The following is a 13,151-nucleotide window of genomic DNA, read 5'->3' as shown; positions in this document are numbered from 1 at the left end:
GTCCGGCTCAACGGCCCGGCGCGGGGGCGGGTTCCGGCACCGGACGCCGCGACAGGTGGACAGCCCCGGTGCTGCTGTGCATTTTAGCCCCTCCCGGAGGGGGTGACGGCGGCGCCGCCGCCGTGGACCGGGTACGGAGAAGTTGCGTGGCGGAATTCAGCGGACGCAGGGCCGAAATCCTCGCGGTCATCGCAGAAGAGGCATCCATCGATCCGGCCATCGTCGACGCCGAGACCAGCGTCGCGGACCTCGGGATCGGGTCGCTCGATATGGTGGAGCTGATCTTCAAGATCGAGGAGCGCTTCGGTATCGAGGTGCCGTCCCAAGGTGTGCTCGAAAGCAATGACGTGAAGGTCTTCGCCTTGCTCGAAGCCGTCGAGCAGCTCATCGACGCAAGGGCCGCCAAGGTTTCCACGGCGCAGCCGGCCCGATGAGCCGCAGGGTCGCCATCACCGGCATCGGTGCCGTTTCCGCCCTCGGCCTCGGCATTCCCGCCCATCTCGCAGCCCTGCAGGAGGGGCGCGGCGGCATCGGCCCGCTCACGTTGGTGCCGCAGGAGCAGGTCAAGACGCGGGTGGTCGGGGAAGTCCCGGGCTATTCGGCCGAAGCGCACTTCACCCCGCGACAGATTTCCACCGTGGACCGTTCCGGCCAGTTCGCTCTTCTGGCGGCGGCGGAGGCGATGACCGAGGCGGCGGGCGCCACCGAGGGCGTATCGCCGCAGAAGGCCGGCGTCATCTTCGGCGCGGCGGTGGGCTGCCAGACGCTGGAAGAGGGCTATGTGCGCATCCTGCGGGATGGCACGCGCCCGCTGCCCTTCACGGTGCCGCGCGTCATGCCCTCGTCGGCGGCCAGCCAGATTTCCATGGCCTACCGCATCACCGGGCCAAGCTTCAGCACCGCCTCGGCCTGCTCCTCCGCCTCCCACGCCATTGGACTGGCGTTCCAGATGATCCGCGGCGGGATGCTGGACATGGCCGTCACCGGCGGTTGCGAGGCCCCGCTGACGCTGGGCATGGTGAAGAGCTGGGAGGCGCTGCGCGTGCTCGCTTCCGACACCTGCAGGCCCTTCTCCAAGGACCGCAGCGGGCTGGTGTTAGGCGAAGGCGCTGCCGTGCTGGTGCTGGAGGAGATGGAGCGGGCCAAGGCCCGCGGCGCCACCATCCTCGGCGAGGTGCTCGGCTTCGGCATGACGGCCGATGGCGCGGACCTGACCGCGCCGGACGCCTCGAGCACCGCCCGCGCCATTTCCTCGGCGCTGGACGATGCCGGGCTCGATGCGGGCGCGGTGGACTATGTTGCCGCCCACGGCACCGGAACGGTGCTGAACGACAAGACCGAGACGACCTCGCTGCGCACGGTGCTGGGCGATCGGCTGGCCAAGGTGCCGGTCTCCTCGCTCAAATCCATGACCGGCCACTGCTTCGGCGCCTCGGGGGCGCTGGGCGTGACGGCGGCGCTGCTCGGCATGCGCAACGGCTTCCTGCCGCCCACGCTGAATTTCCGCGAGCATGATCCCGAATGCGACGTGGATTGCGTGCCCAACGCGCCCCGGGCGGCCTCGGCGGAGGTCGCCCTGGTGAACGCCTTTGCCTTCGGCGGCCTGAACGCTGTGCTCGCGATCAGGGCCGCCTGAAGGGGTTTCAATCCACCGTCAGGCGGATCTCGCCGACGCCCTCGATGCCGCCTTCCAGCACGTCACCCTTGTGCACGGGGCCGACGCCCGCCGGGGTGCCGGCGAAGATGAGGTCGCCGGGGGCGAGGCGGAACAGGGTGGAGAGGGTGGCGATCATCTCCGGCACCTTCCAGATCATCTGGTTGAGGTTGCCTTCCTGCTTCATCCGGTCGTTGATCTTCAGGAAGATACGGCCGGCGCCGGGGTGCCCGGCGGTCGCCACCGGAAGGATCGCCGAGCAGGGGGCGGACTCCTCGAAGGCCTTGCCGGTTTCCCACGGGCGGCCGAGCTTCTTTGCCTCGCCCTGGAGGTCGCGCCGCGTCAGGTCGAGGCCGACGCCGTAGCCGAACACATGGTCGAGCGCCCGCTCCACCGGGATGTCCTCGCCGCCTTCCTTTAGCGCCACCACCAGTTCCACCTCGTGGTGCAGGTCCTTGGTGAGCTTGGGATAGGAGATGGTCGAGCCCGAGCGCACCAGCGTGTCCGGATTCTTCTGGAAGAAGAAGGGCGGCTCCTTGTTAGGGTCGTGGCCCATCTCCACCGCATGGTCGGCGAAGTTGCGGCCAACGCAATAAATGCGGTGCACCGGGAAGACCGCGTCGCTGCCGACGATGGGCAGATGCGGATGGGGCTGGGGCTGGAAGACGTAGCTGGCCATGGGGCGCTCCGGATGTTCGGCGTCCTGCATAGGGCGCCGCCGCCGAGGAGAAAAGGGCGAAACGTCGCAGCGCGGATGGGCGGGGCCGGGCCATGGCGCCAAAGCTATATTCAAACTAACATAGCGTGATTTCACGCGCGGGTGCCGGCCACTGCCGGGCGCCCTCCCGTTCCGCTCCGGGGATTACCATGCGACTGGGCCTCTTCTGCACCTATGAAAACCCCCGGCAGGACTATGCCTCCGCCTATGCGGAGCAGACCACGCTCGTACAGCGGGTGGAGAATCTCGGCTTCGAGGAAGCGTGGATCGCCGAGCATCATTTCAATCCGCAGGCGGCGAGCCCCTCCTGCCTCGCCATCCTTGCGTATCTCGCCGGCCAAACCACCCGCATCCGGCTCGGCACGGCGGCCGTGCTGCTGCCCCTGCACCATCCCGTGAGTGTGGCGGAGGCCGCGGCCACCGTGGACATCCTTTCCGCTGGCCGGCTCGAACTCGGCGTTGCCCGCGGCGGGCCATTTCCCTTGCATGAGCAGCATTTCGGCGTGGTCAGGGAGGAAAGCCGCGGCCGGATGCTGGAGGCGCTCGATCTCGTCGCCGCACTGCTGGAAGGCGGCTCCGTGTCCCGCGACGGGGTCTTCTTCAAGGTGAGCGATCTGGAACTGGTGCCGCGTCCGGTTCAGGCGCCCGTGCCCATCCACATCGCCTCGGCGACGGCCGAGACGGTCGCCCTCGCCGCCCGGCGCGGTTACGGTATCATGGCGGCACCGCCCTTTCCCCTCGCCGGCATCGCAGAGAGCGTCCGGCAGTATCGCGCCGCCGCTCCCGATGCGGGACGGTGCCTCACCCTGCTGCGCTTCCTCCACTTGGCCGACAGCCGGGAGCGGGCGCAGGACGAGGCGCGCGCCTTCCTCGCACCATTCGTCGAGCGCATGAAGGCGACCACGGAAAAGGTGCGTCCCGACTGGGCGCCGTGGTTCGATCTCGACCGGATGATCGTCGATTCGCTGATCGGCACCGAGGCGGACGTAGTGGAGCAGGTGGTGGGGCTGGACCGCGGGCTGGCGCCGCGTGCGCTTGTCCTGAAGCCGCTGGCGCCCGCCTTCGAGAAGCGCATGGCGGACCTGGAGGCGTTCGCAGCCCGAATCCGCCCGCAGGTCTCGGTCGCCTAAGCCCGGCGCGCTTCCACGATGGCGAGGGCCGCCGCGAAGGCGGCTTCGATGCCGAGGTCGGAGGTGTCGAGCAGCACGGCGTCGTCCGCCTTGAGGAGGGGCGCGCTGGAGCGGCCCGAATCGCGCTCGTCGCGCTTCAGGATGTCGGCCAGCACGGCCTCATAGGCGAGCGTCTCCCCCCGCCCGATCAATTCCCGAAACCGCCGGTCCGCCCGCACCTCCGGCCGCGCGGTGACGAACAGTTTGGCCGGCGCGTCCGGGCAGATGACCGTCCCGATGTCGCGCCCGTCCAGCACCGCCCCGCCCGCCTGTGCGGCGAAGCGGCGTTGCAGGTCCAGAAGAGCGGCGCGAACGCCCGGTCGGGCGGCGACGACGGATGCCGCCTCGCCCAACTCCGCGGTGCGCAGCGCGTCCGGGTCCAGCGCCGACACGTCGAGTTTGAGGGCGGCCTGCACCGATGCCTCTTCATCGCCGAGGCGGCCGTCGGCGAGGCAGCGCGCCCCGACCGCCCGGTAGAGCAGGCCGGTGTCGAGATGTGGCAGGCCGTAATGCGCGGCGAGCCGCCGGGCCAGCGTGCCCTTGCCGGATGCGGCCGGCCCGTCGATGGCGATGACCATGGCCGCCCCGTCAGTCGATGACGGCGCCGAGGCCGCGCATCATGGGCATGAAGGTGGGGAAGGAGGTGGCGATGAAGGCCACGTCGTCCACGCTCACCCCCTCGTCGCTGGCGAGGCCCAGCACCAGGAAGGACATGGCGATGCGGTGATCCATGTGGGTCTCCACCGGCCCGCCGCCCCTGACCATCGCGGCGCCGGTGACAAGGAGGTCGTCGCCCTTCACCTCATGGGCGATGCCGCAGGCGGCAAGGCCGGCCGCGACGGCGGCGAGGCGGTCGCTTTCCTTCACCCGCAGCTCGGACAGGCCGCGCATGGCCGTCGTGCCCTCGGCAAAGGCCGCGGCGACGGCGAGGACGGGATATTCGTCGATCATGGCCGGCGCCCGCTCGGGCGGCACCTCCACGCCCTTCAGGCGGGAATGGCGCACGCGCAGGTCCGCCACCCGCTCGCCGCCCTCGGTGCGCTCGGCGACGATCGTGATGTCGGCGCCCATCTCGAGGAGGGTGGTGATGAGGCCGGTGCGCAGCGGGTTCATCATCACATCTGTGAGGATGATGTCCGACCCGGGCACGATCAGCGCCGCCACCAGCGGGAAGGCAGCGGAGGAGGGATCGGCCGGCACGTCCACCGCTGCGGCGACGAGGTGGGGCCGGCCCTTGAGGGCGATGCGGCGGCCATGGGCGCCGTGGGGCTCGACCGAAATCTCCGCGCCGAAATGCTCCAGCATCCGCTCGGTATGGTCTCGGGTGGCCTCGCGCTCGATCACCACCGTCTCACCCTCGGCACCGAGGGCGGCGAGCAGCACGGCGGATTTCACCTGCGCGGAGGGGACCGGGGTCTCGTAGGTGATGGCTTTCGTCGCGCTGCTGCCCTTCAGGGTGAGCGGCAGGCGACCGCCCTCGGCCGAGGACACCACCTCGACGCCCATCTCGCCGAGCGGATCGAGCACGCGCTTCATGGGCCTGCGGCGCAGGCTGGCATCCCCGTCGAAGCCGGCAATGACGTGCTGGCCCGCCACCGCGCCCATCATCAGCCGCACGCCGGTGCCGGAATTGCCGAAATCCAGCGGGGCGGCGGGGGAGGCAAGGCCCCGGCCGCCGGTGCCCGTCACCTCCCAGGCGCCTTCGCCGGTGCGGGTGACGCAGGCGCCCAGGGCCGCGCAGGCCTTGGCAGTATTCAGCACGTCCTCGCCTTCGAGCAGGCCAGTGATGTGGGTGGTGCCCTCCGCGAACAGCCCGAAAATCAGCGCGCGGTGCGAGACGGACTTGTCGCCCGGCACCCGGACCCGGCCGGACAGAGCGGGAGAGCGGCGCCCGGTGGCGGGGTGGGCCTCGCCCGTGCCGTGGCCGTGAGCTTCGGGAGCGCTTGCGGTTGCGGGTTCGGGATGGGCCATTCCTGCCTCGCTCGGGCGGTCTGCCGCCGGCCTCGGCCGGGGCGATCGCCGCATGTTCTGTGCCGGCCGTCGTCTAGCACGCCGTCGCTTGCGGCGTCACGCTGTTGCGAGGCCATGATGATCTGCCCTTGACAGGGGGCGGGCGAAACGCCAATGGAGCACGCTCCTTATACAGCTCCGAGGAACTTTGCCGTGGCGAAGCCCGAACTCGGCACCAAGCGCATCTGTCCGGTTACGGGGCGCAAGTTTTACGACCTCAACAAGGACCCCATCGTGTCGCCGTTCACGGGGGAATCCTATCCGAGGTCTTATTTTGAACCCGCAGCCCGCGGCGCCAGCCGCGCCGAGCCGCGCGCAGCCGTTGCTGCCGAAGAGGCGGACGGCGAGGAGACCGAGGCCGAGGTCATCAGCCTCGAGGAAGCCGACGAGGAAGCTGCGGCCCCCTCCAAGGTGGCGGTCGGCGACGACGTGGATGTGGACGACGACATCGAGGCCGGTGACGACGACACGTTCCTCGAAGAAGACGAAGATGATGGGGACGACGTCTCCGATCTGATCGGTGAGGGCCTCGAAGACGACGAAGAGGCTTGATACCCGACGCGGCCTGTGCTTTAAGGCCGCTCTCGCTCGGCGGACGTGAGTCGCCGGGCACCCCGCCGCGGGACTTCCCGGCGCGCTAACTGGCTCTCCTGCCGAGGTTTTTCGACCTTGGTGTTCGAGCGGAAAGTGCGCAGCCCGCGGCCCGGTGGGGCCATAGCTCAGTTGGGAGAGCGCTTGAATGGCATTCAAGAGGTCGGCGGTTCGATTCCGCCTGGCTCCACCAAATTTCCACCCGGCATGAACCACAAAATCGATTTTGCCGGGTGATTCCACCCAGGTTGCCGGGTGCGGTTCACCACCAGAATCCGTTGGTTCAGGCGCGATTCGGTTCGAATCAGTCAGCAACGTCCGCGGCGTCGGCTCCGGGTCCCTGACGGACCACCAGGTCGTCCCCGCTTCCGCCGGCGCCCGGCAACCGCCAGCCACCTCCTCCCCCGAACGTCTCTTCCGATCATCCCCCCAGGGCGCGAAGCCATCTTCAGCGTTGCAATCGTGGTACCCGTCCCGGTTGTGGTGCTGCCGCCGTGCCGCCCTTACGCCGGTTGCGGCCCGATTGCCGGCCTGCCAGCCTGCCGGAAAGTTATCCCCACCTTCGCCGCCGACCGGTTCCGCCCGCCCAGCGCCATCGATCGAGGTTCCGCCCGTGTGGACGCCCCCCGCCGCCCCAGCCAACGAGGCCGAGCGCCTCAGCGTCCTTGCGACGTGTGGTCTCATGGATTCCGCGCCCGACGAGCGATTCGACCGTCTCACTCGGCTGGCGCGCCGGCTCTACGGGGCGGAGGTCGCCTTCCTCGGCTTCATCGACGCGACGCACCAGTGGCAGAAATCGCGCACGTCGGATCTCGTTCCGGAGAGCGTGCCCCGGCGCGAGACCATCTGCAACGTGATCGTGGAGAGCGGCGCGCCGCTGGTGATCGGTGACATGCGGAGCGATTCGCGCCTGGCCGGCCATCCCATCGTGCCGCAGCTGCCCCTGCGCTTCTATGCGGGGGCGCCGCTGGTGGTGGCGCCGGAGCTGGTCATCGGCTCGCTGTGCGTGATGGCGCGCGAGGCACGGGACCAGGCGGCGTTCGACATCGGCCCGCTGCTCGATCTGGCGGCGGTGGCGGCGGACGAGGTGGAATTGCTGCGCCTCAACCTCGACCTTGCGCGCCAGTCGCAGGTGGATTCGCTCACCGGCCTGCCCAACCGGCGCAGCTTCGATGAGGCGATGGAGCGCGCGGTGCGGCGGGCGCAGCGCATCGCCGGCCCGCTGTCGCTGCTGGTGATCGACATCGATCACTTCAAGGTGGTGAACGACCTGTGGGGCCATCAGGCGGGGGATGCGGTGCTGGCCGCCATCGGCGGCGTGCTGTCGCGGCTGCCCGGCCGGGCTCAGGATCTGGCCGCGCGCTACGGCGGCGAGGAGTTCGCGGTGGTTCTGCCGGATACCGACGAGGCCGGCTGCGACGGGGTGGCCGAGGCGCTGCGGGCGGCGCTCAGGGCGGAGAACATTCCCCATCCCTCCGGCGCCCGCCTCACGGCGAGCATCGGCGGTGCCACTGCGCGGGGCGATGGGCTGGCCGGCCTGTTCGCGGCGGCCGATGCCGCGCTCTATGCGGCGAAGGCCGGCGGCCGCGACCTCTACCGTCGCGGCGCCGCCCGCGGACTGGCGTGAACGCCCGTCGGCCTCAGTCGACCGCGGCTTCGGCGCCGAGGTTCTCGAACACCGCGTCGATCTTGCCCTTGAGCGTCTGCGCGTTGAACGGCTTGACGATGTAGTTGCTGACGCCGGCCTTCTTGGCGGCGATCACGTTCTCGGACTTGGCTTCCGCCGTCACCATGATGAACGGGATCTGGCCGAGCGCGCCGTCGGCGCGCACCTGCTTCAGCAGCTCGTAGCCGGTCATGGGCTCCATGTTCCAGTCAGAGATGACGAGGCCGTAGCTGCGCTCGCGCAGCTTGGCCAGCGCCTCCGTGCCATCGGCCGCCTCGTCCACGTCCTCGAAGCCGATCTGCTTCAACAGGTTTCGGATGATGCGCACCATGGTCTTGTAGTCGTCGACCACAAGGACGGGCATCCCAAGATCAACTCCCATGACACACTCCGGGAACGGGGACGATGAACACGCTCCATCCAGGATCGGCGAGCGCAACGATGAGAAATGTTCTGATGTTCCGGGCTTGTGCGAGGCTTGCATCAAGAAAAGACCCCGTCTTTCGCAATCAAGATCGACGATCTATAGGATGGTGCAAAGCATAGTGCGTTTCAGGAGGCCCACATGTCGGCTGCCCGGCGACCCTTCAGGATAGAGACCCCGAGTTCGGCCGGCGCCGCCGTCGACCTGTTCGCGGTGGACGGCCTCGACGACCAGCTCCACCGCATCTTCGGCGAGCTTGCCGGGGTGCGCGAGGAGATCGCGCGCTTCAAGGCCCGGGATCCTGCCGTCGATCGCGAGCGCGATCGCAATGTGCTGTGGGCCGGCATCGAGACCATTCAGGACGCGATCCAGCACACCAAGCACGAGATCGCGAGCCTGCATGCGGAGGGCGCGCGGGGCGAGAAGCTGCTGCGCGCCACCAGCGAGCTGGAGGCCGTGGTGACCGACACGGAGGAGGCCACCGAGGCCATCCTCACCTCGGCCGAGCGCGTCGACGCCCTGATGCTCCAGATGCACGCGCTGGTCACCGGCGATGCGGCGGACCTCGCGTCCGAGATCCAGAACGAGACCACGAAGATCTTCGAGGCTTGCAATTTTCAGGACATCACCGGCCAGCGCATCCGCAAGGTGGTGAAGCTGCTGCTCTTCATCGAGGAGCGGGTGGCGCGGATGACCGACATCTGGGGCGGCGCCGACGTGGTGGCCCAGGGCGCCCGCATCATCCCCCGCGAAGGCGACGAAGCCCTGCTCAATGGCCCGGCGCTGGCCGACGACGTGGGCGTGGTCTCCCAGGACGACATCGACAGCCTCTTCGCCTGAGGGGCGCGGCTTTATCCCCCTTCGGGTGCCGACATGGCCGGGCGTGTCCCGGCCATCCACGTCGGGCCGCCGGAGCATACGCGCGGGAGAACGGTCCCGCCCCCAGCACCCTCACCGCCCGGCTGGTCCGGGCGATCCACGGCTCCGCTTGCCCCGCTGCAACAGACAGACATCCCTCTCGCCGTACGGTGGATCGCCCGCTCAAGGCGGGCGATGACCGGGGAGAGAGCCAGCCGAGGCCCATGCGGCCGAACGGCCTCACTCTTCGCGCGCGGCCTCCGGCGGCGCCGGCGCCACCGGCGGGGCGGCGCAGAAGGCCTGCGAGGTGGCGGTCCACTCGCCCACTCCGGCGGCCACCAGATTCTTCATCACCCGGCAGACATAGCGATGCTGCCCCTGCGTATTGGCGGGGCCGGCGTTGTAGCGGGCGACCGCCATGGTCCAGCTGCCGTGCCGCTGGCGCAGCTCCTTGAGGAAGCGCGCGCCCTGCTCGACATTGAGGCGGGGATCGAAGATCTCCTCCAGGGTCCGGAATTCCTCCCGGTGCCAGTACCAGTTCACCTGCATGCAGCCGATGTCGATCAGCTTCACGCCGCGCGCGTTGGCGGCCCGGAACATCTCCAGGGCCGCGGGCAGCGAGGGGGGGAGATGATCCTTGCCCTCGATGTGCAGCATCAGCGGCTGGAGACCGCTGCCGGTGCCGCTCTCGGTGAGGGCGACGGCATAGAGAATCTGCAGCGGAATCTGGTACTTCGCCGCCGCGCGGGCCAGTTCGCGCTCGCAGATGCCTTGCGGCGCGGGTTTTCGCACGACCTCCCCGGACGGACCGGGCGCCGCCTTCAGGGCTGGCGCCGGTGGTGCGGGCGCAGCGAACGGGCGCGGGTCCGGCGGGGCCGGAAGGGGCGCGGACGCGCGGCGCTCGCCCCAGATGGGACGCGAGCGCGCGGCAGCGTCGTCGCCGCAGCGCGCCTCAACCGGCGCCAGCGCGAGGCTCGTCAGGATAAGAAGGCGCAGCGTCTTCATCCCATGTCCTGTCCTGCCGGCCGTTGCGACCCTGCCGGCCGGGATCGGCGCCGCCGCGGCTTCCGCCCTGCGGGTGGTCGGGGGTTTCCTGGCGGGGTGCGGCCTCCATCTCGGCTCGGCTGCGCACCGGCGCATCGAGCAGCGACAGGCCGGGACCGCCCACCTCCAGATCGACGTCCGGGAGACCGGCCGATGTGAGGAGGGCGGAGAGATGCTCCTTGTCATTCGCCAGAAGCTCTGCGGTTGCCGGATTGTCGGCCTTGAGCCGCACCGCGAGGCCGTGCGGCGTGAGGCGCATGTGAACCACCACCCGCCCCAGCGTTTCCGGCGAAAGCGCGATGTCGAGCACGCGAACCGGACCGGCCGGGGTGGGGCTGCCCGGAGCCTCGCTTGTCCCACCGGCGGCAATAACGGGCGTGGAGGGATCGATCTGCGCGACTTCCGCCGCTATGGCCCGGCCGACCTGAGCGAGGCTGGCGAAGGGCAGCGCGGGGGAGGCTTCCGCCTTGGCGGGGGGCTGGGGTTTCGGCGCCTGGGCGACGGGCGCCTCGGCGACGGCCGGGGCTGCGGCACGCTCCGGCGCGGCGTTGGCCGAGAAGGCGGCGTAGCGGGTCCGGGGCTCCGGGGCGTCGTCGGCGGCTGCGCGCTGCGGGGCGGGACGCTGGGGCGCGCGGATCTCGGGAAGGGCGCGGGGCGGCGACGGGGCGTCCGCTTCAAGCGGGCCTGTCGGTTCGCCCATGGCCGTATCGTGCTGCGGGCCGGTCGGCGTCACCGGCAGGGAGGGCGAGGCAGGCGGAGGGGAGAAGCGCACCGGCGCGAAATGAGTCTCCCGCCGCAGCACCGCGATCCGCATCGGCTCCGGCGCATCCGCGGGCTCGGTCTGGGGCCCGGCGGAGACGGGCATCGGGCGCGCACGCTCGCGCGGCGCCATATCCGCCCTCGGCATGTCCCCGGTTTGCGCCGCCGGCGGTGCGGCGACGAGGGGCACCGGCTGCGGCGGGGGAAACGTGTCGGCTCCGGGCAACTCGCAAACGGGTGCGTCGGAGTCCGGATCGGCCTCGGTGTCCGCCGCCGCGACGGGCTCCGCATCCGGCAGCGCCGGGGTGTCGCCGTCCGCGTTCTCGGGGTGACCATGTGCGCAATGCGCCAGCAGCCGGTCGAGGCTCGCCGCCGGGAGGCCGGGCACAGGTCCGGTGGCACGGGGCTCTGTTACAGGGGGCTCCGGCGTTTCGGGCAGGAGGGTGTCCGGGCGCGCCGCACCGCCCTGGCGCAGCGCCGGTGCGGCGCGGTCCATGAGGCTGAGCAGGTCACCGAAGGGGGGGCCGTCCTGCGCCAGCGGCTCGCGGCCGGCGCCCGGATCCGGGTTCAGCAAGAAGGCGGCGAGCGCGATGTCGGCGGTCTTCATCGCGGCGCATCCTTGAGCAGGGTGTCGATCTCGCCCAGCTTCGCCTGCGCCTTCGCGAGGGCCGCGGGAGGCTTCTCGTCACCTGCCGCACGCGACGGCTGGGCGCTGGCGACCATCGCAGCGGCGGGGGCCGGCGCGGCGGCCTGGGCCGGGGAGGGGGCTTCGTCGGCGCGCCGGATCATCTCGGCGGTGCGGCTCGCGGCCTCCAGCAGGGCCTGGTCCGAGGGGTCGAGGCGGGCGCGGTCGATGGCCTTCAGCGCCTCCTCCGCCGCCTTGTAGCGGTCCGGCGTCGCCGCCTGCGCGGCGCCGAGATAGACGCGGGCGCGCTCGGCATCGCGGCTCGCCGCCGGCGCGAGCGCCATGGCCCGCTCGGCCGCGGTGGTGGCGAGCGCGGTCTTGCCCTCCACGATGGCCGCGCGCGACACCATGAGGAACACCTCGCGCCGCGCCTCCTCGTCGAGGGGCGCCAGCAGGGCGTCGAGGCGCGCGAGGCCGTCCGGCGTCGCCAGCACGTTCATGCGGCTCAAGGCGGCGGCGAAGCGCTGGCGGAAGTTGCCGGCATAGGCGGAATGGCGGAAGCGGCTGAAATATTGGCCGGACAGCCGCTCGAATTGGTCGAGGTCGCCGGCCTGGGCGGCCACCAGAACAGCGCGGCGCAGCGCCGCCTCGTCCACCAGCGTGCCGGGCATCAGAAGGCGCGCCACCTCCAGCAGCCGGGCGGCCTTCGCGGGATCGGTGCGCACGGTGAGCGCGGCCTGGGCGAGGGCGATCTGCCCGCCGATGCCGTTGGGCAGTTTCCGCGCGTCGATCTCGCCGAGCTGGCGCAGAGCCGGCTCCTCGCGGCCTTCGAGATAAAGGAGGCTGCCGGTGAGCAGCTTCTCGTCGATGTTCGGCTTCGGCTCGCGCTGGATGATGGTGCGCAGCACCGCCGGATTGCCGCCGCCGAGGAAGTACATCACCAGCGCACGGGCGTTGGCCGGGTCCTGCCAGACGGAGGGATCGGCGGCGCCGAAGGCCGCATCCATCTCGGTGATCATGGCCCGCTGCTGGGCGATGCCCGCGGTGGAGCCGGCGGCGATGAGATCCTGCAGCCGCTGGAGGCGGCGCACCAAAGTGACGGGATAGATGTCGGTGCGTCCCGTCGGCGCGGCCTCGGCCGGCGCGCCGTGCGCGGCGGCATCCCCATGGGCGGGCGAGGGGGCGGCCGGCTGAGCGGGCGCGGGGACGGGAGGGGCGTCGTGGGTCGGCCCGGCCGCAGCATGGGCGGACGGTGCGGTCGGGGCGGTGGGCTCCGCTGGGGGTGTCGAAGGGTCGGCAGCCGCTGGCGGATTGACCTCCGTCGCTTCAGCGGGGGACGAGGCATCCGCAGCGACCATTCCGCTCGCGACGGCCGGAGCATTGGCCGGCGTGAGAGCAAGTGCCGACCCGGTGGCCGAAACAGCGGCCGGGAACGGAAAAGCAGCCGGCGCGATGGGTGCCGCCGGTTCCGGTGGCAGCGGACGGCGCGGCGGCAGAGGCATGGGCGCGGAGGTGGCGTAGGCAGAGGCCGCCGCTGCGGGGGCGGTCGGCCCGGGCGTCGCGACAGCCGGCGGAGGCGCGGGGACGGCCGCGGGCGGCGGCGTGGGTGCGGGCTTGGGCATCGCTGCGGGAT

13 protein-coding genes and 1 tRNA gene are annotated in these 13,151 nt (G+C 70.9%); 7 read left to right on the top strand and 7 right to left on the bottom strand.

The window, feature by feature from the left end; genetic code table 11:
* Window positions 1–146: 146 nt before the first annotated feature.
* Entirely contained in the window at window positions 147–434 is a 288-nt protein-coding gene (locus tag ACT535_RS19410; RefSeq protein ID WP_210254318.1) for a phosphopantetheine-binding protein, read from the top strand.
* Window positions 431–1,636: a beta-ketoacyl-[acyl-carrier-protein] synthase family protein gene (locus ACT535_RS19405; protein ID WP_168457398.1), complete on the top strand. Its 1,206-nt coding sequence runs from the start codon at window positions 431–433 to the stop codon at window positions 1,634–1,636. The genes ACT535_RS19410 and ACT535_RS19405 overlap by 4 nt, the downstream gene beginning before the upstream one ends.
* Window positions 1,637–1,643: 7 nt before the next feature.
* On the opposite strand, the gene ACT535_RS19400 is transcribed toward ACT535_RS19405, so the two are convergent.
* Window positions 1,644–2,333, bottom strand: coding sequence for a fumarylacetoacetate hydrolase family protein (locus tag ACT535_RS19400; RefSeq protein WP_168457399.1), 690 nt, complete (start codon window positions 2,331–2,333; stop codon window positions 1,644–1,646).
* A gap of 188 nt (window positions 2,334–2,521) precedes the next feature.
* Here ACT535_RS19400 and ACT535_RS19395 point away from each other — a divergent pair, with 188 nt between their 5' ends.
* Window positions 2,522–3,502 carry an LLM class flavin-dependent oxidoreductase gene (locus ACT535_RS19395; protein ID WP_476365675.1) on the top strand — a complete coding sequence of 327 codons (981 nt, stop codon included), beginning with the start codon at window positions 2,522–2,524 and terminating at the stop codon, window positions 3,500–3,502.
* Here ACT535_RS19395 and cmk read toward each other — a convergent pair.
* On the bottom strand, window positions 3,499–4,119 hold the full coding sequence (gene cmk / locus ACT535_RS19390) for a (d)CMP kinase (protein ID WP_476365674.1): 621 nt from the start codon (window positions 4,117–4,119) through the stop codon (window positions 3,499–3,501). The genes ACT535_RS19395 and cmk overlap by 4 nt on opposite strands.
* Window positions 4,120–4,129: 10 nt before the next feature.
* Window positions 4,130–5,512 (bottom strand): 3-phosphoshikimate 1-carboxyvinyltransferase, encoded by a 1,383-nt coding sequence (aroA, locus tag ACT535_RS19385; protein WP_476365673.1) that lies wholly within the window; start codon window positions 5,510–5,512, stop codon window positions 4,130–4,132.
* A 192-nt stretch (window positions 5,513–5,704) separates the two neighbouring features.
* Here aroA and ACT535_RS19380 point away from each other — a divergent pair, with 192 nt between their 5' ends.
* From ACT535_RS19380 to ACT535_RS19370, 3 genes are all read left to right on the top strand, one after another.
* Window positions 5,705–6,103 carry a TIGR02300 family protein gene (locus tag ACT535_RS19380; protein ID WP_476365672.1) on the top strand — a complete coding sequence of 133 codons (399 nt, stop codon included), beginning with the start codon at window positions 5,705–5,707 and terminating at the stop codon, window positions 6,101–6,103.
* Between the two features lie 156 nt (window positions 6,104–6,259).
* Window positions 6,260–6,335, top strand: a tRNA-Ala gene (locus ACT535_RS19375).
* A gap of 489 nt (window positions 6,336–6,824) precedes the next feature.
* Complete coding sequence (locus ACT535_RS19370; RefSeq protein ID WP_476365671.1) at window positions 6,825–7,769, top strand: GGDEF domain-containing protein; 945 nt, start codon at window positions 6,825–6,827, stop codon at window positions 7,767–7,769.
* Between the two features lie 13 nt (window positions 7,770–7,782).
* Here ACT535_RS19370 and ACT535_RS19365 read toward each other — a convergent pair whose 3' ends face one another.
* Window positions 7,783–8,190 (bottom strand): response regulator, encoded by a 408-nt coding sequence (locus ACT535_RS19365; RefSeq protein ID WP_168457404.1) that lies wholly within the window; start codon window positions 8,188–8,190, stop codon window positions 7,783–7,785.
* Window positions 8,191–8,373: 183 nt separating this feature from the next.
* Between ACT535_RS19365 and ACT535_RS19360 the strand changes: the two genes are divergently transcribed.
* Entirely contained in the window at window positions 8,374–9,072 is a 699-nt protein-coding gene (locus tag ACT535_RS19360) for a protein phosphatase CheZ (RefSeq protein ID WP_168457405.1), read from the top strand.
* Between the two features lie 258 nt (window positions 9,073–9,330).
* On the opposite strand, the gene ACT535_RS19355 is transcribed toward ACT535_RS19360, so the two are convergent.
* The 3 genes from ACT535_RS19355 to ACT535_RS19345 are packed head-to-tail and all read right to left on the bottom strand — an operon-like array spanning window position 9,331 to window position 12,876.
* Window positions 9,331–10,095 (bottom strand): lytic transglycosylase domain-containing protein, encoded by a 765-nt coding sequence (locus tag ACT535_RS19355; RefSeq protein ID WP_476365670.1) that lies wholly within the window; start codon window positions 10,093–10,095, stop codon window positions 9,331–9,333.
* Window positions 10,043–11,500 carry a flagellar hook-length control protein FliK gene (locus ACT535_RS19350; RefSeq protein WP_476365669.1) on the bottom strand — a complete coding sequence of 486 codons (1,458 nt, stop codon included), beginning with the start codon at window positions 11,498–11,500 and terminating at the stop codon, window positions 10,043–10,045. Before ACT535_RS19350 ends, ACT535_RS19355 begins: the two co-directional genes overlap by 53 nt.
* Window positions 11,497–12,876, bottom strand: coding sequence for a chemotaxis protein MotC (locus tag ACT535_RS19345; protein ID WP_476365668.1), 1,380 nt, complete (start codon window positions 12,874–12,876; stop codon window positions 11,497–11,499). The genes ACT535_RS19350 and ACT535_RS19345 overlap by 4 nt, the downstream gene beginning before the upstream one ends.
* Window positions 12,877–13,151 lie beyond the last annotated feature (275 nt).

Source organism: Xanthobacter sp. DMC12 (assembly GCF_056314105.1).
This window is presented reverse-complemented; position numbering and strand designations above follow the sequence as displayed.

Coding starts and splice junctions, on each gene's coding strand:
- ACT535_RS19405 (WP_168457398.1), top strand. CDS start 431: ATGAGCCGCAGGGTCGCCATCACCGGCATCGGTGCCGTTTCCGCCCTC.
- ACT535_RS19400 (WP_168457399.1), bottom strand. CDS start 2,333: ATGGCCAGCTACGTCTTCCAGCCCCAGCCCCATCCGCATCTGCCCATC.
- ACT535_RS19395 (WP_476365675.1), top strand. CDS start 2,522: ATGCGACTGGGCCTCTTCTGCACCTATGAAAACCCCCGGCAGGACTAT.
- cmk (WP_476365674.1), bottom strand. CDS start 4,119: ATGGTCATCGCCATCGACGGGCCGGCCGCATCCGGCAAGGGCACGCTG.
- aroA (WP_476365673.1), bottom strand. CDS start 5,512: ATGGCCCATCCCGAACCCGCAACCGCAAGCGCTCCCGAAGCTCACGGC.
- ACT535_RS19370 (WP_476365671.1), top strand. CDS start 6,825: ATGGATTCCGCGCCCGACGAGCGATTCGACCGTCTCACTCGGCTGGCG.
- ACT535_RS19365 (WP_168457404.1), bottom strand. CDS start 8,190: ATGGGAGTTGATCTTGGGATGCCCGTCCTTGTGGTCGACGACTACAAG.
- ACT535_RS19360 (WP_168457405.1), top strand. CDS start 8,374: ATGTCGGCTGCCCGGCGACCCTTCAGGATAGAGACCCCGAGTTCGGCC.
- ACT535_RS19355 (WP_476365670.1), bottom strand. CDS start 10,095: ATGAAGACGCTGCGCCTTCTTATCCTGACGAGCCTCGCGCTGGCGCCG.
- ACT535_RS19350 (WP_476365669.1), bottom strand. CDS start 11,500: ATGAAGACCGCCGACATCGCGCTCGCCGCCTTCTTGCTGAACCCGGAT.
- ACT535_RS19345 (WP_476365668.1), bottom strand. CDS start 12,876: ATGGTCGCTGCGGATGCCTCGTCCCCCGCTGAAGCGACGGAGGTCAAT.